The sequence below is a fragment of the Plectonema cf. radiosum LEGE 06105 genome, assembly GCF_015207665.1.
Classification (GTDB): Bacteria; Cyanobacteriota; Cyanobacteriia; order Cyanobacteriales; family Nostocaceae; genus Rivularia; species Rivularia radiosa_A.
On sequence record NZ_JADEWL010000073.1, the window covers coordinates 1 to 16,272 of the forward strand.

16 protein-coding genes and 1 tRNA gene are annotated in these 16,272 nt (G+C 38.6%); 7 read left to right on the forward strand and 10 right to left on the reverse strand.

What is annotated here, in order from left to right:
• Nucleotides 1-9: 9 nt before the first annotated feature.
• Nucleotides 10-402, forward strand: coding sequence for a hypothetical protein (locus IQ247_RS19480; protein ID WP_193922791.1), 393 nt, complete (start codon nt 10-12; stop codon nt 400-402).
• Nucleotides 403-621: 219 nt separating this feature from the next.
• A complete protein-coding gene (locus IQ247_RS19485) occupies nt 622-1,098 on the forward strand; it encodes a GNAT family N-acetyltransferase (protein WP_193922765.1) in 477 nt (158 codons plus the stop codon).
• Here IQ247_RS19485 and IQ247_RS19490 read toward each other — a convergent pair.
• From IQ247_RS19490 to IQ247_RS19515, 6 genes are all read right to left on the reverse strand, one after another.
• Nucleotides 1,058-1,984: a sensor histidine kinase gene (locus tag IQ247_RS19490; protein ID WP_193922766.1), complete on the reverse strand. Its 927-nt coding sequence runs from the start codon at nt 1,982-1,984 to the stop codon at nt 1,058-1,060. The two genes, IQ247_RS19485 and IQ247_RS19490, sit on opposite strands and share 41 nt — an antisense overlap.
• Nucleotides 1,985-2,438: 454 nt before the next feature.
• Nucleotides 2,439-3,029, reverse strand: coding sequence for an L-threonylcarbamoyladenylate synthase (locus tag IQ247_RS19495; RefSeq protein ID WP_193922767.1), 591 nt, complete (start codon nt 3,027-3,029; stop codon nt 2,439-2,441).
• 156 nt (nt 3,030-3,185) lie between these two features.
• Complete coding sequence (gene prmC, locus IQ247_RS19500) at nt 3,186-4,088, reverse strand: peptide chain release factor N(5)-glutamine methyltransferase (protein ID WP_193922768.1); 903 nt, start codon at nt 4,086-4,088, stop codon at nt 3,186-3,188.
• Nucleotides 4,089-4,114: 26 nt separating this feature from the next.
• On the reverse strand, nt 4,115-4,924 hold the full coding sequence (locus IQ247_RS19505) for a Tic22 family protein (protein WP_193922769.1): 810 nt from the start codon (nt 4,922-4,924) through the stop codon (nt 4,115-4,117).
• Nucleotides 4,925-5,557: 633 nt separating this feature from the next.
• Nucleotides 5,558-5,631 (reverse strand) — tRNA-Pro (locus IQ247_RS19510).
• A gap of 400 nt (nt 5,632-6,031) precedes the next feature.
• Nucleotides 6,032-6,568 (reverse strand): GNAT family N-acetyltransferase, encoded by a 537-nt coding sequence (locus IQ247_RS19515; protein ID WP_193922793.1) that lies wholly within the window; start codon nt 6,566-6,568, stop codon nt 6,032-6,034.
• Nucleotides 6,569-6,927: 359 nt separating this feature from the next.
• Between IQ247_RS19515 and IQ247_RS19520 the strand changes: the two genes are divergently transcribed.
• Together IQ247_RS19520 and IQ247_RS19525 are read left to right on the forward strand one after the other, a co-directional pair.
• Nucleotides 6,928-7,647, forward strand: coding sequence for a hypothetical protein (locus tag IQ247_RS19520; RefSeq protein WP_193922770.1), 720 nt, complete (start codon nt 6,928-6,930; stop codon nt 7,645-7,647).
• A gap of 176 nt (nt 7,648-7,823) precedes the next feature.
• On the forward strand, nt 7,824-8,750 hold the full coding sequence (locus IQ247_RS19525) for an alpha/beta fold hydrolase (RefSeq protein WP_193922771.1): 927 nt from the start codon (nt 7,824-7,826) through the stop codon (nt 8,748-8,750).
• A gap of 73 nt (nt 8,751-8,823) precedes the next feature.
• On the opposite strand, the gene tsaD is transcribed toward IQ247_RS19525, so the two are convergent.
• Nucleotides 8,824-9,864: a tRNA (adenosine(37)-N6)-threonylcarbamoyltransferase complex transferase subunit TsaD gene (gene tsaD, locus IQ247_RS19530; RefSeq protein WP_193922772.1), complete on the reverse strand. Its 1,041-nt coding sequence runs from the start codon at nt 9,862-9,864 to the stop codon at nt 8,824-8,826.
• 180 nt (nt 9,865-10,044) lie between these two features.
• On the opposite strand from tsaD, the gene IQ247_RS19535 reads away from it, so the two are divergent.
• The 3 genes from IQ247_RS19535 (at nt 10,045) to IQ247_RS19545 (ending at nt 11,810) form a co-directional block, all read left to right on the forward strand.
• Nucleotides 10,045-10,539, forward strand: a complete 495-nt coding sequence (locus IQ247_RS19535; protein ID WP_193922773.1) for a Photosystem I reaction center subunit III — start codon at nt 10,045-10,047, stop codon at nt 10,537-10,539.
• A 178-nt stretch (nt 10,540-10,717) separates the two neighbouring features.
• Nucleotides 10,718-10,849 carry a Photosystem I reaction center subunit IX gene (locus tag IQ247_RS19540; protein WP_193922774.1) on the forward strand — a complete coding sequence of 44 codons (132 nt, stop codon included), beginning with the start codon at nt 10,718-10,720 and terminating at the stop codon, nt 10,847-10,849.
• Between the two features lie 433 nt (nt 10,850-11,282).
• Entirely contained in the window at nt 11,283-11,810 is a 528-nt protein-coding gene (locus IQ247_RS19545; RefSeq protein ID WP_228059878.1) for a photosystem I reaction center subunit XI, read from the forward strand.
• Between the two features lie 299 nt (nt 11,811-12,109).
• Here IQ247_RS19545 and gmk read toward each other — a convergent pair whose 3' ends face one another.
• The 3 genes from gmk to IQ247_RS19560 all read right to left on the reverse strand — a co-directional run bounded on the left by gmk (nt 12,110) and on the right by IQ247_RS19560 (nt 16,095).
• A complete protein-coding gene (gene gmk, locus IQ247_RS19550) occupies nt 12,110-12,721 on the reverse strand; it encodes a guanylate kinase (RefSeq protein ID WP_193922775.1) in 612 nt (203 codons plus the stop codon).
• Nucleotides 12,722-13,008: 287 nt separating this feature from the next.
• Nucleotides 13,009-13,275, reverse strand: a complete 267-nt coding sequence (gene remA / locus IQ247_RS19555; protein WP_015117729.1) for an extracellular matrix/biofilm regulator RemA — start codon at nt 13,273-13,275, stop codon at nt 13,009-13,011.
• A gap of 507 nt (nt 13,276-13,782) precedes the next feature.
• Entirely contained in the window at nt 13,783-16,095 is a 2,313-nt protein-coding gene (locus tag IQ247_RS19560) for a transglutaminaseTgpA domain-containing protein (RefSeq protein WP_193922776.1), read from the reverse strand.
• Nucleotides 16,096-16,272 lie beyond the last annotated feature (177 nt).

Below are 16,272 nucleotides of genomic sequence, written 5' to 3' on the forward strand. Positions count from 1 at the left end.
CCATTGCTTATGGCTCAAGTAGAACAACAATCATCTGACTCATCTTTGGCTCGACAGGTACAAAGACTTCATCGGCTGACGGTTTATGGTCGTTGGTTACTAGTAGTATTCTTATGGCTGATATTAGCACCTTTGTGCTTGTGGGATTTACGTAAAGAAATTGAGTTTTTACGCGAATATTTTACTTGGGTCGCGGTACGATATGCTTTGTTGTTCCATCCTTTTGCTGCTATCGGACTTAGTTTATGTATTGGTATGACTCTTAGTGTTTTAGTTTGGCAAAGTCGTAATATCTTAGTCGGTATGCCAGTTTCGGAAAAGCAACGCTTGGAAAAACAAGTTTATCGCATCCGCGAACGGGGTCCTTCTCATCCTTTATGGAAATGGGTTTGTGATAACTAAGCTTTTTTAGTTATTTTTTGATAATGTTAATTTTTCCATACTTTTGTAGATAAATTATAAGTATTGTGATATACAATTAAAGCTTACGCAACAACAAGGGAAAATATGATGTTAGAAAATTTTACATTCCCTCAGCCCCCCGATGATTTGGGGGTTTTTGCGTAATTTCAGCAATATTGGTATAACTACAACAACACGATTTTTATCTGGGTACGGTATATGAATAATTCTCAGATTTTATTTAGCGCTGCAAAATCGGAAATAGACATTAAGCAATTGCAAGAATTATTTGCTTTAGGAGCTTTTTGGGCTAAGGAGCGTAATATAGAAGATTTAGCGGAAGCAATCAAAAATAGCGAGCCAGTAATTACTGTGTGGAATAAACAGCAATTAATCGGTTTTGCTAGAGCAACAAGTGATGGTGTTTATCGTGCAACGATTTGGGATGTTGTCATCCACCCAGATTTCCGGGGAACTGGACTAGGTAGTAAATTGGTAGAAAGCGTTTTGAGTCATCCCCGAATGAGTCGGGTTGAGCGGATCTATTTGATGACTACTCATCAGCAACAATTTTACGAAAAAATTGGTTTTCAGCAGAATCACTCCACGACAATGATAATGTACAACCGCTCAAATCTGACCAAGCTTGATACTCTTAATGGTGCGAATCAGCTTCAAGAATCCCTAAAGGGATAGAAATTTGCAACCGGGATATATTTTCGTTATTGTTAGTTTTGGGATAGAAGACTGGTTCGATTTTTCCTCCCATTACTTCAAGTAAAGTTTGATTGAGTAATAGCTTCATTCCTGCTTGGAGCAGTTTACTTTGTTGCTCGTCTACTTTTTTAGTATCTTCGGCCGACTCAATTAAATTTATCGGTTCACTTGAAGGAATCGCGTCTTCTGGTGCATCTAACCAAATATAAGCCAGATTCTTTTCACGATCAGCTTTAGCAGAAATATTTATCGTACCTTCTTCCATTTGAGAAATTGCAGTATCTACCAAGCTTGTTAATATTTGTTTTAACCAACGCTGATCGCTTAAAACATAAATATCCTCCCTTGGTTGTAACACCTCAAACGGATAATTACGATTTTCAGCAAGCATATAAGTTAATTCCTGAACTTCCTGTAATATTTGACTTAATGAGCAAGACTGAATTTCTAATTTGTGATCGCCATGTTCGGCTCTAGCAATATTCAGAATTTCATCAATTAAATTTAATAACTTTAAAGCTCGTTCATGAGCTTGAGAGATAAATTCTCGCTCTTCCTCTGGATTTTCACATAGATCCGATAAAATTAATTGATGCAAACCAATTAAACCATTAAGTGGCGATCGCAATACATGAGTAGTCCGTGCTAAAAATCCAGCTTTAAACTGACTCATTTCTCTTGCCATATGGTAAGCTATTTCCACTTCCCTCATTCGTTGAGATAGCGCAGAAATATCCTGTTTATTTTCTTCTTTTGATAAGCTAAAAGATGAATTATTTGAAGTTTTAGAGCCTAGGAATAACCAACAAATACCTATTCCTAATGCTAATCCAACTCCAAAATATACCCAGTTATTCAAATTCATGATTTTTTAGTAAATTTTAACTTCTTGATTGATTACAAAAGCACCTTACTGAGTTCCTCTGGTTCTGAGATAGATTTAGGCTCGCTTTTTAGTTTTTACCCCTAAAACATTTTATCCCCTCAAAATTATCTTTTGAGCGAGTTGATTACAGCGTCAATGTAAATTGTTAATTTTTATTTAACCTTAGTTTGATGATAATCACAGAAGCCGGGTTTTACTATCTTCTATGGGTAACACCAGAAAACACTCATAAAAACCCCACTTCTTACAAACCGGGAAAATTTAGGTTTTAGCGATAATCACAGAAGTCGGGTTTTTAAGATAAATAGCTGTAAAACTTTTACAAATTTTGATAAAAACCCGACTTATATACCCAAAATTTTTATTTAAACTTGATGTCAAAGATTTTTTGATAATAGTTTTTCGTAAATGCAATAAAAGTTTAAATATTTAATTAAATATCTAAATTAACCGCACCTTCACGCAAAATCTGCCATTTTCCCCCATTCCACTTGGCAACAGTAGAAGGAATACCCATGGCAGGTGTTTTACTATCATATGCTGTTGTCGCCAAAGTTAGTACATCGGGAAACTCTACCTCAATTTCATCCATAGTCTGTAAGGGAGGTTGTCCCGATAAATTAGCGCTGGTAGTCGCCAAAGGACCAGTTTGTGCTAAAATTCTGCGAGCAATATCATTTTGAGGAACTCTAACCCCAATCGTAGTAGGGTCATTGGGATTCATCGCTTTCGGTACTTTCGTCGATGCAGGTAAGACCAAAGTCAGCGCTCCACCCCAGTATTTATCCGCAATTTTTTGCCAAATTTCATACTCTTGTTGATTTCCGTACACAAAACTCCACAACTTCTCTGCATCACTTGCCATAAGAATTAGCGGCTTATTGATATCTCTCTGCTTTAATGTATAAATTAATGATGCATTGTCAGGTAAGGTTGCTAATGCAGGAACAGTATCTGTTGGAAAACAGATTGCTTTACCAGCCCTTGCTCCTGCTACCAACTCAGCAATAGAAACCCTTGTCATTTATCAATTATTATTTCTTTAGGTTAAAGGTTAAAGGTCAAAGGTGAAAGGTCTGCATATTATAGATTGCTAATAATAACTATCAACTGCCAACTGCCAACTGTCAACTATCAACTATCAACTGTCAACTATCAACTATCAACTATCAACTATCAACTAACTTTTATAAGCTAGTGCAAAACGTTCAATTCCAGCTAAATCGCAATGAATTTCTATTTTGCTATAGGTACCGCGATCGCGCAACATTTGAGTAACTCGCGGAGCTTGTCCCATCATCATTTCAACTAACCATATTCCACCAGGTTTTAAATAATCGGATGAAGTTTCGATCAAATGACGGATGCATTCTAAACCATCATTACCACCATCCAAGGCAAGATGTGGTTCGTGTTTAAATACTTCCGGCTGCAATTCGGACAAGGTACTGGTAGGAATATAAGGCGGATTGGATACCATGCCGCTAAACTCTCCTTTGAGAAAATCTAACGGCTCCCACCAAGAACCTTGATAGAATACAATGCGATTGCTCAAACTATAATTATCGGCATTTAAGCGAGCAACGGCAAGCGCTTCGGATGAAAAATCGACAGCATGGATTTTCGCATTACTAAAAGCATGACACAATCCTAAAGCTATTATTCCACTACCAGTACCCAAGTCTGCCCAATGCCCTTCACGTATGGTTGGTTTGTCAGCAGTAGCGGCGATCGCCAAGTCAATTAAGGATTCGGTTTCAGGTCTGGGAATTAAAACGCTCTGAGAAACTGTAATATTAAAATGTCGCCAACAAGCAACTTTTGTAATGTACTGGACTGGAAGACTTTCGTTAAGTCTTTGTTGCCACAGGATTGATAATTCCTGTAAAGGTAACTTTAGCTGAATTTGAGACCTGTCTTTAAAAGAACCTAGACGTAGTGACAAACGATCTAATCCAGCTATTTCCTGTAGCAGCCAATCTACCTCGGTTTTGGAGACATTAGCGGATACAGCAGCCGATATCGCAGTATCTCGCCATTGTGAAAGTTCTAAACCAGATATTTGTAGCTGCTTATCCGCCATGTCTCAAGTTGAAGAGTGTAGATGTACTATTTTTTCGGTGCAGGTGCGGTTGTTGATTTAGGTGGGTTTTCCTGGGGAAGTTTCTGAATATATTGTCTAGCTTCTGGATTCGGGAAAAATACGACTTTATCAAGCCAAGGGTCGTTTTTCTCTTGTAAAGTATTGAGTATTCCGTCTACATCTACTACCTGAATATCAGCTTTGGGGAATTTTGGCTGTACTTGATTGAGCAAATTTTGAGCATCTTGCATACTAAAGAACAAAGGAACTACTTCCTGTTCTGCTTTTTGATCTCCAAGTTTGATTGGTACGTAGCTTTTATCGGGTGCAAATCTGACGATAAAAACTGGTACACTTCTAAATTGTTTTACCTGCTCGCCATTTTTTTTCAATAATTCCATCGCTCCTTTAACTTCCTTGTCGATGGGTTTAAAAGCGAATAACAAGCGATTCGGTTCGTTTTTAGTTTTTTGAACTTGCTCAAAAATCACTCCTAAAGGTACGGGAGTAGCTTGTAAGCTTTTCACCATCTGAGTAGTTTTCGGATCTTTATCTTTTACATTTCGTAATTCGGCGATAAAGGCTTGAGCTTCTTGTTGACTCATGTAAACACCAGTTACGGAACCAGCAGCTTGTTTACCATTTTGTTCGGGTAGAGGACGACTTAAGGGTAAGCCTTGAGGATTGGTAATCAACCATACTGGTATGTTATCAAGCTTAGTTTTGATTTGTTGTTCTGACAATGCGATGACTGGGGCAATTCCGGCGATGGCAGTTGCGAGCAAGGTACTCCCTACTAAACCTAATGTTGTTCCCCAGCGAACTAATGATTTCATGTTTTCTCCGGTTCTTTCAGTACTTTAATCAAGTCGAAATTCTAGGCAATTTGAATCAATAATGTAAAACCGACTTTTTACAGTTATAGTCTCTTCAAGAGTTTTTTTTTACTGCGTTATTTACATTTGTGTCAAGTTTTTCAAAATTTTAATGAATATAAGCTCAGATGCCTATATGGAGCGACCATATTGAAAAACGCAAAAGCAAAAAATATCTCCTCTTTCAAACACATTAGATGTCATTTTATTGCTTTTCTTAAATAATGTTGACGCGATTCAAAAAAATATCGTTCCATATAAATCTTGGAAAAATTAGTGCTTTTTTAAACGTTGTTTTAGATACTTAATTCCTAACAAGCATCTATTTTTAAACATAAACCCGATGAGTATCAGTTTTAATACTAAATTAAATATAACATTTGTTACTTAAACTATACTTAAAAAACCAGAAGATGAGTTCGATAAATATAATCCCATAATCATTCGTCGGATTTTTATGATGATTGTCTTATATAACAGGGACTTAAATTAATTTGTTGATTTTTTAGCTTCTAAATACTTTCTAATAGTTACCATAAAAAACTTCAGAACATAATCATCGTCCTAAAGTCTTTGCAATAAATACTTTTCTAATCGGGATGACAGGATTCGAACCTGCGACATCCTGCTCCCAAAGCAGGCGCGCTACCAAGCTGCGCTACATCCCGTAAAAGTCAATGTTTAAATTTAAACAACTGACAACATTTTTACAATATCACATTTAATGTACTTTTGACAAATAAATTTAAATCAGTGAACAGTGAAGCGGGCAGCGTGACGCGGTAGGGTCATACAGTGAACAGTAAACACTCCTAGTATGGTGTTCTATTTAAACCAATACTCCAACGCCGATCACCTACCCTATGGCTCCCAACTTCAACTTTCCCAAATATAAACGTGACTGATAACTGATAACTGATAACTGTTAAATTTACTCTTAGCTGATTGCCTTCTAAAAATAGTCCGCGCCTGTTGATAGCGCGGATTTTCGCTTCACCATATAATTATTATTTATTTAGCTTTGCATAAGCTTTAAAATAAAAGCATTTTTGAGCTAAGAACATGGGATTAATGGGGATACCAAAACATACCTTTAATGCCTTCTGGATCTGACATAAAGCCGAGATTCCGGTAAAAATCCACAACATGGGGGTCGGCAAAAAGAGTCACGTTGCTAATTTCTTCACTTCTAAGTTTTTTTAGTACATATTTCATTAATGCCTTACCCATTCCTTTGCCTTGAAAGTCTGGGTGAACCACTACATCCCAAATAGTGGCATTAAAGGCATGATCCGAGGTAGCACGGGCAAAACCAACGAGTCTTCGTGTGTTTCCTCGTACTTGCCACATAGTAGCTACGAGAAAACTATGCTCGATGGCTTTCTTCACTTTTCTTAAAGGACGACGAGACCAACCTACCGCGTCACAAAGTTCTTCTAACTCGTATAGGTCAATATCTCGTTCCGTACTAAAAACTATGCGATCGCCACTACGATTGGAGTTATTTCCAGGGGGATTCGCACTATGTTCTTCAAACTCATGAGTCGCTTTAGTTGTCACGACACCATCATTAGTAGCATTAAACCAAGTTTTCCAAAAACCCATGCCAGCCTGGTTCGGGTAGTATAACTGAAGACGGTTTTCACGTTTGGTTACGTGCATATTGAGCGACACGCATCACAGCAAGCTGTCTACAAAACTCTAGACTAACTCTGGAGAGTTGGTTTTCAGAGATTTTGATAGGTGATGCTAGCCAAGAATAAGCGTGTTTAACATCAATTATTTTCAACTTTAGCATCTTGTTGACAGAACAAGCGTAAAAATTAACTAAAAGCTACCCTAATATCTAAGAATCAATTGTATACAACACTGCCTTAAAATTTTGAGGGACGGCTTACCGTTTTTTGAATTTTCCGGTCAAAAGCATTAATTTTTACAACAACAAGCAAGTCTTAGATTAAAAAATGGCTTCTGGGTTAAAAACATCAACACTAGAACTACTCAAACGGTTTAATAAGTCGTTTCCCCAATTTTACGAGCAATTTGTGAGTAGTGAGATTCAACTGCAAAATTTGCGGCTAGCCTATCGGCTTTATAAAACCAGACGTGCTGTCATCGAACTAAAACCCGAAGCTGGTAAAAGCGCCTTGCATTTTGCCTATCGCAATCAGTCTTTTCTGCTCAGCGATATTTTTGGGGTTCTAGCAGCTTACGGACTGACAATTCACAGTTTAAGTTTGTACGGTCAAATCAAGCCACCAATGTTGGTTTTTATTAAACTAATTGTATCTCGTGATAGCAAAGCCCTGTTGGAGAAAACCGCAGAAAACGTCTGTCGCGCAATTCGCGAAGCTTTAGGAGGACGCTTTGAAGTAGAAGAAATGCTCGCAGTCGAATTTAACCTCGATGCTGGCTTAGAAAAAGTAGAAACCGAATTTTACGTAGATCCAGTGTTTCATTTACCAGCTTTGGTTATTGAAGCTGACAACCAACCGGGATTATTTTATAAAGTTATGTATGCTATGTGGCTCGAAGACTTGCTTGTTGTCAATGCCAACCTGCTGGTTTGGAGAGGACGCACCCGTTTGATTCTTTATTTATTAGGACCTAACGAAAGCTTAATACCGGAATATTTGGGTCATAAAATCGCCGAAAGCGTCCGTGGAAGGTTCCTCGGTAGATGAATCTAGAAAAATGTCGATTAATTCCCAGCCATGAGGTTAAATAATTGCCAGAATTAATTAAGAACACCAACAAGTAATTCTTGAAATCCCCCAATATCTATCGGAGAATTTTAAATCAAGACTTTCTTGTAAGCCTCTTTTATCGCTTTCATTACTTAAAGGTACGTGCTGCTCTCATGGCAACCATCGAAATTTTCGGCGTTCCCCACGCATACGAGCTAACCCTTCCTAAACCAAGTCCCTACACCTTAGTGTTTATTCACGGTTGGCTTAATAGCCGTGGATACTGGCAGCCTGCAATAAAGCGCTTAGAGGCAGATTTTAGGTGCCTCTCATACGACTTGCGAGGTTTTGGGGAATCTCAATTGCAAGAAAAAACAAATCGCGATATGCCGTTACGCTCTAGCGAAGCTAATGGCGATCCTTCAAATTTAACTAGTACGGGACGCAAGACAGCCGTTAATCCCTTTGATTCTCTTTATACTCCAGCTGCTTATATGGAGGATTTAGTAGTCCTGCTGCAACAATTAAATATAGATAATGCTTGGTTGATTGGTCATTCTTTTGGTGGCACCATTGCTTTATGGGCAGCGACTCAAATGCCTCAACAAGTCAAAGGAGTCATCTGCATCAATTCCGGTGGTGGTATTTATCTCAAAGAAGCATTTGAAAAATTTCGCACCGCAGGACAGCGATTTTTACAAGTTCGTCCCAAATGGTTATCTCAAGTACCTTTAATTGAGTTGCTGTTTGCGAGGAATTCTGTTGCGCGTCCCTTAGAACGTCATTGGGTGCGTCAGCGAATTATCGATTTTTTAGTCGCCGATCCTCAAGCCGCTTTGGGAGCGCTGCTCGATTCAACCACAGAAGAGGAAGTAAATCATCTACCCCAATTGGTATCTCAACTTGACCAACCAGTTTATTTTTTAGCCGGTGCCGAAGATAAAGTCATGGAACCAAAGTACGTTCGTCACTTAGCCAGTTTCCACCCTTTATTTCAATATTGCGGCGACAACGTAATCGAAATTCCCAACTGCGGACATTTAGCAATGTTAGAACAACCAGATGCTGTTGCCAATCACATCCGCTCTATTATTAGTTAATAAAAGTTAAAGGTTAAAGGCAACAGGCAACAGGCAACTGTCAACTGTCAACTGTCAACTGTCAACTAACTCCTCAATCATACAACTTCATAACCTGACTCAGCGATAGCCTTGACTCAACACCGAGATTTAAAGAAGAAATATGTCCTCTATTAAGATGGTCTGTGGCACAGCAAGCTATCATCGCGGCGTTATCGGTACAATATTTTAAAGGCGGAAATAATACTCGCAAGTTATGAGCTTCTGCTGCTGCAAGTAAATGCTTTCTCAAACCGCTGTTGGCTGCGACTCCACCACCCACGGTGATCGTATTCAAACCATAATCTAAAGCACAGGATATAGCTCTTTTGGTCAGCGCTCTGGCTACAGTATCCTGAAAACTAGCTGCTACATCTGCTACAGGTATTACATGATGATCTTTCTCTAACTGCTGTACCAATCGTGATACTGCTGTCTTTAAGCCGCTAAAACTCGCATCATAGGGGTGATACCCTCCTTCGGGTAAAGAAACTCTTCCTTCTGGCAATTTAAAGGCACTAGAATTACCTTGTTGAGCTAGTTGGTCAATGATTGGTCCACCGGGGTATCCCAGCTTCAACAACCGCGCTACTTTGTCAAATGCTTCTCCTGCTGCATCATCCCTTGTCGCTCCCAGGTTTTCGTAAACTCCGCAATCTTTGACGTAAATTAAGCTTGTATGTCCACCGGAAACCAACAAACTTAAAAATGGAGTTTCAAGAGTTGGTTCGCTCAGATAATTAGCATAAATATGACCTTCAAGATGATGAATTCCTAAAAATGGTAAGGAATGCACCATAGATAGAGTTTTCGCGGCGGTTAAGCCTACTAGCAGCGCTCCTACCAATCCTGGCGCACAAGTAGCAGCTACACCGTCAATTGCTTTCCAATCTAATTGTGCTTGTTCTAAAGCAAGGGCTATAAGTGAATTGATGGTCTCCAAATGTAGGCGGGAGGCAACTTCTGGCACTACTCCACCATAATTTTTATGAATTGAAATTTGCGACGCTACAACATTGCTACAAACGTCACGATTATTAACAATTGCAACAGCAGTTTCATCGCAGCTAGTTTCTATGGCTAAAACAGTTGTCATCTATCAAGGTTATCTAATATAAAAATTTTGTTGTAGAAGCTTTAACTTTTATTTACTTCAACTTTACTCAGTTTACGCATCAAGAGTATGATCGCTTCTTAGTTAGACAAATTTAAATTTGTACGAGCCGCTTCGTTTTGTACAAAAAATTTTTGTTTCGTCATAAAAGGAAACAATTTCATGGGACGCTTGTTTGCTCTAATTTTAGCTGTTTGTTTGGCGTTTAATTTCGCCCCACCAGCCTTCGCTGTAGGCGCTGACCTTGTACGGTGCAGCGACTCACCCGCTTTTCAACAACGTGCTGCGGATGCCCGTAACACGACCTCCGACCCCAATAGCGGAGAGAAACGTTTTGAACGTTATTCTCAAGCCTTGTGCGGTCCAGAGGGTCTACCTCATTTGATTGTTGATGGTCGTCTGAGCAATGCTGGTGATTTCTTGATTCCTGGGATTCTGTTTCTTTACATTGCTGGCTGGATTGGTTGGGTAGGTCGTGCTTACCTCCAAGCCGTCAGAGAAGCAAAAGATCCTGAGATGAAGGAAATCATTATCGATCTACCCACAGCATTACCGCTAATGCTTTCTGGTTTTACTTGGCCCGCAGCAGCAATCAAAGAGTTGCTTTCGGGTGAATTGACTGCAAAGGACGAAGAAATTCCAATTTCTCCACGCTAGTAGCAATTGTTAATTGAGAAGATTGTCAGAACTCTGCCAGCTATCAAAAAGACAAGCTAATTATGATCAATAATTTATTGTCCGGCTGTCTTTAAAATGACTCTTCTTAATGATTCAAGCGCGTAAATCTACTCGTCCAATTATCTACCTAATTCTCATTATTTGGGAGTAATGATTAATGCAAAGTGATTTCTTGAAGTATCTTTCTCTCGCACCAGTCCTACTGTTTGGCTGGTTAATCTTTACAGCAGTTTTGTTGATTGTATTCAACTACATTTTCCCCGACTTATTGTTCCATCCACTACCTTAAATTGGGTATACAAAACGTTGTTTTTCGAGTTATGAGTTCACTTGTAGCTTACAAGTCTGATTAAATCAGTGAACAGTAAATAGTTATCAGTATTAGCGTTTACTCAGTGCGTTAACTGCTTGTATTTTATGTCATACGGCAAACAGTTATCAGTACGTACCAGTTGATGAATGGGGACTTAAATTCAGGAATTTAGACCCAGGAATTTAGCTAATAACTGATAACTGATAACTGATAAATTCCTATTGATTATGTGGGAATAATTTGTTGTGAAACTCGCTTTTGCTAACCGGGCAGAAGCGAGTTTTATCTTTGGTTTTATATTTGATTTTATATTTATTAATTTTTCTAAAAATTACTGTTAAAAATCTCGTCAAGATACATCATTAATATGTAGAAAAGTACCAATTTGTTCGAGAGGGAAAAATAAAATATGACAAATATGGCGCAAGCAGCAGATGCATCGAAAAATAATTCTAGTGACCCCAGAAATCAGGAAGTTGTTTTTGCAGCCGCAGGCAATCCCCAGTTAGGCAATCTAGAAACCCCAATTAACTCTTCTGGGCTAATTAAGTGGTTTATCGGAAACTTACCAGCTTATCGTCCTGATTTAACTCCTTTCAGACGCGGATTAGAAGTTGGTATGGCACACGGTTACTTCTTATTTGGTCCATTTGCTAAATTAGGACCCCTGCGTAATGCACCACCCGCTAACTTGGCTGGCTTACTTTCCACAATCGGCTTGGTTGTGATTCTCACCGCTTGCTTATCTTTGTACGCTAATAGCAATCCACCCAAACCAGTTGCTACAGTAACTGTGCCAAATCCACCTAGTGCTTTTAATACTACCGAAGGTTGGAACAATTTTGGCAGTGCCTTTTTAATTGGCGGTATTGGTGGTGCGATAACGGCATACTTTTTGACCAGTAACCTGCCATTTCTCCAAGGTTTAGCTGGTTAATTTCGGTTTTATGTTTTCTTAAAACATTAATTAAAGCGCGATCGCCAGCACCGTTAATGTGGCGATCGCGAAGGCAAAAGGACACAACACAAAGACTTTGATCCTCTTGGTTAGTGTCCTTTGTTTTTTACCCGCATTTTTCACAAACAAGAAGGAAGTTGGACTGAGTAGTGGGTAGTGGGTAGTGGGTAGTGAGTGGTGAGTAGTGAGTAGTGGGAAAATCAATCGGTCATTCAACGCTTACCACTTACTTGTGAGAAATCCAGGTTTAGCATCTAATTTCAATTACTTAGCGTCATTCAAAATAGTTCGCTCTGAGAAAACATCGCCATTTCAATTTCATGAACAGCAGTTTCTAAATCGTCATTCACTATTTGAATATCGAATTCATAAGCAGAGTCAATTTCTTCTTTAGCACGCTTTAAACGATGGGATATAGCCGCTTCAGAATCTTTTTTTCTACCGCGTATTCGTTTCTCTAATTCATTAAAATTGGGTGGAAGTATAAAAATACTCAAAACTTCGGGAAATTTGGCACGAATTTGTCTTGCTCCTTCTAATTCAATCTCAAGTAGTACGGAATTACCAGACTCTAACAGTTCAATTACTGGTTTACGAGGGGTACCGTATAAATTGGTGGCAAATTCCGCCCACTCCAGAAATTCATCTTCCTCAATCAACCGTTGAAATTTAGTACGGCTAATAAAATAATAATCCTTGCCGTCTACTTCTCCTGGACGAGGAGGACGGGTAGTGGCAGATATTGAGTAATTGAGTTCGGGATGACGCGAAAGAAGCAATCGCATTAAAGTGCCTTTACCGACACCACTAGGACCTGTTAAAACAATCAGCTTTCCTGAAGACAATAATTTAGTAGTAGCACCACTGTTGGTGGATAACACTTGCATCATTCGCTTTCCCTGTAAATCAATTTATATACATTATTCACTAGTCAGCAGTCATTTGTTAGTTTAATTAATGACTATTGGCTAAGGTGACTTGTAATTTTAACGACTTTTAAAATCGCTTAATTCACATGGTACAAAAAATTTATACGTTTTACCTGCTCGTGATATATACCCCATATCGTATCTAAAAAAATTGGCAGGCTTGGTCATTCCTAAATATCGGATACAACATGAGTTCACTTAATTTAAAGCCTGCCCCTGAATTTACGGAAATTGTAACTCATGCTCCTTTAATTATCTACAACATGATGCTCGCGGGAAATAACGAAACGATTCGCTACTGTTTCCGGCTGGATAGCCGAAAGAATAACGTGGCTCGAATCAGTTATAATTACAGCCCTAGTACGACGACCGTAAGTTGCATCAATCAGCTGACCTCGATCTCGCGCATCGGTAATGATTCGCTTAATTGGGGCTGATTCTGGACTGACAATTGCAACTACTCGGTTGGCAGAAACAATATTGCCGAAACCGATGTTGATTAACTGAATGTCCATAAAAAAACTGCTATGTAATGTATGTGAACATCAGACAAGATTAATCATGTCTTTAAAAGCAACTCTTTTCCATGTTATCCCCAAAAAATCGCTCTAACAACGGGTTTTGTTTGTAACTGCTCTTGTTTCTATTTATCTTCTAGTTTTTACAGTTATTCATTATCCTTACTTCTTAAAAATACTCCTTAAGATATAGATGAAATATTTCCCAAACAAGGTATTATATGATTCCATGAAAAATTCGAGTTTTCTATATCACCCGGTTCTTCATCCCCAGTTTCACTACCCCTATTCGACTTCTATTTCTTAGAAAGCACTGCCAGAAAAGATGTAATTACTTCTCTTTTGGCAGTTTACCCAATAATTCAAATATTCTTTAATTTACGAGATTAGAAATAAATATTTACTTATGTTTATTTATTTTTAATCATCAATCTTTCTAATGTTTACCAAAAAAAATATTATGTTCTTCTATATATATTTTTTTCACAAATAACAAATATAGACTTAGTTTTTTGAACTATTTCTGAGTTGTTGCCATTTTTGGTGCAGATTGTTTAAGTTAGGGTTATTATCCCCATAACGCCAACTCACATAAGCTTGAGAAATTTCTTTTATGACTTCAGCTATTTGGGGAGAATGATGTTGCTGTAATATCTGAGCATATTCCAAAGGAGTTTGTGCTTGGTGTTTAATAAAACCTTTTTCCGCAGTCCACTGAAGCATTTGTTGATAAAGTCTTTCCATTGGCTGTAATTTACCTAAAAATTGCCATTTGCGCCATTTGCGCCATTTATCCCAACCCAGCCAAGCGAATAAAGAAACGAACGTGACTAAAGTTAATCCGGTTAATATCCCGTAAATACCTTGGGAGAATAAAGATAAAAACCAGGATAAAACCTTTACAAGAATGCTAAATATTTTCCCAAATAGATTATTGAGCAATCCTGTTACTGGAGAAGGAAGCCAACCTGCAATCCAATTCCAAAATTGTTTTAAAACGGAAAAAGTTTGAGTTTCTTCGATGGATGGAGGAATTAAAGGATGATTGGGTATGGGATCGAAAGCAAACCAACCATATTTAGGGAAGTAGACTTCCGTCATTGCGTAAGCATCCGTATTCCGGACTACATACATCCCTGTAAATGGATTAAAATCTCCTGGAGCAAATCCTGCAACTAATCGCGCTGGAATACCAATAGAGCGCAACATTACTGTTAAAACTGTAGAAAATTGATCTGGTAGTCCTCCTTTGTTTTTAAATAAGAAAGCTTCTACCAAGTCATCATCATCATTTAATAATGGAATGGAAAACGGATTTTGGGGTACTGTGTAGTTTTGTTTTAAATATTGAGCTAGGTAGAGAGCTATTTCATAAGGTGATGAAAGACTCTTCTCTGTTTTACCTACCCGTTGACGATTGTAGCCAGCTAAAATTTCTTCGGTAAGCAGTTTAACTTTGTCAGCGATTTCAGGAGGAACTTGTAGATAATAATTTGTAATTTTATCTGGATATTGGCTTGTAGCTTTTGCGAGCCTAGTGCGATCGCGATAGGGTACCTCAGATAGTACGGTATAAGTAAGACCTTCGGATAAACCAACCGGCGATCGCAAACCATCTTCTGTATCGACGGCTATTATTGGTGTGGGAAAATAGATTTCTTTAGGATATGTCATTGCCGGAATCAAGTTAGGTAATTCCGACACTACCGTGTAAGTTTGGACTATTTCTTTGGTTTTACCAATAATTAAAGGACTTTCCAGAAAAGTTTGATAGGAGAAAGGAGAACGTTGCAGTCGCTTTACTTTGTCGTTGCGAGAAATTTCCCATCCCTTACCCGTATAACGATCAAATGCTAAAACTCGCCAGAAACCTTCTGCTTGAGAACGCACCCGCATCACTACTTTGGGCTTCATCTCCCCGCGTAAATTCTGATTAATTTTAGTATTAAATCCGTAATAAAAGCTGTCATCAACTTGTTGGCGATCGCCCTTTGCGCCTTGAGAATTACCGTCGCCATTGCTACCGCCTTGACCGTTATTATTACCAGAACGGACATAACCGGGATTGACAATTTTGCGTCCGGTAAAATCCCCTTTTACGTCGATAGGTGAACTCACCGGAAATGTCCGCAACCCATAGCCGGGAAACCTAGGTAAAACGGCGAAAATGCTTAGTCCTATACTTACTATGATTAAAAAATTAATAATTAAAAATTTGAAATTAAAAACCGCAGAATCTTGATTTTTTGATGGTTGTTTTTTAATTGTTAGGGGTTTTAAACCCAATCGCGAACGATAATCTAATACCAAAGTAGGTAAGACAATAGCTAAAAAGAGCAGCAACACTGGTGCAAAAGCTAAAGTTTGACTCAGGGTTGCTGCTACACCTAGTAAAATTAACCCAATGATCATCGAATATCCCAAATCTTTACGACGAGGCATATCGAAACTGTGCAGTACCTGGAGTTGAATCAGTAATTCTGCGAGGATAAGCCTGGTATCATTGAGTTCACCTAAGCTACGCCCGAAAAACGCACCTAGTGCTAATAACATTCCGATAGCGATACAGAATTTTACTGCTACATTGGGTTGACGACGACGGTAATAACTCCAAACTCCGCCCACTAGACTTAAAGGAATTGCCCAAAAGCTGCCAGTTGTTTCAGCAGCGATATCCGTCGCGATCATTCCGACAATGACCAAAGCGCTAACTAGCACCCTGAGAATAATTGAATCTTCTACTTCTATCGGCGGTGCCAACTGAATTTTTTGCCGCCAGTACCCTATATTGTGTAGACCCCTAAACCTGTTCTTCATCCGTAAAAATGCCGCATAACCTGATTATTACTCAAAGCAGTATGTTTGATTTACATTTACCGAACAATCAAATTTGCCAAGAGTTCTATGAGAACTGCTGTAAACCCTCAGACTGTCTGCTTATTAAATAAAGGTTCAGTTTCACTACTACCCCTAAACCCTTTCTAATTGTCGTCT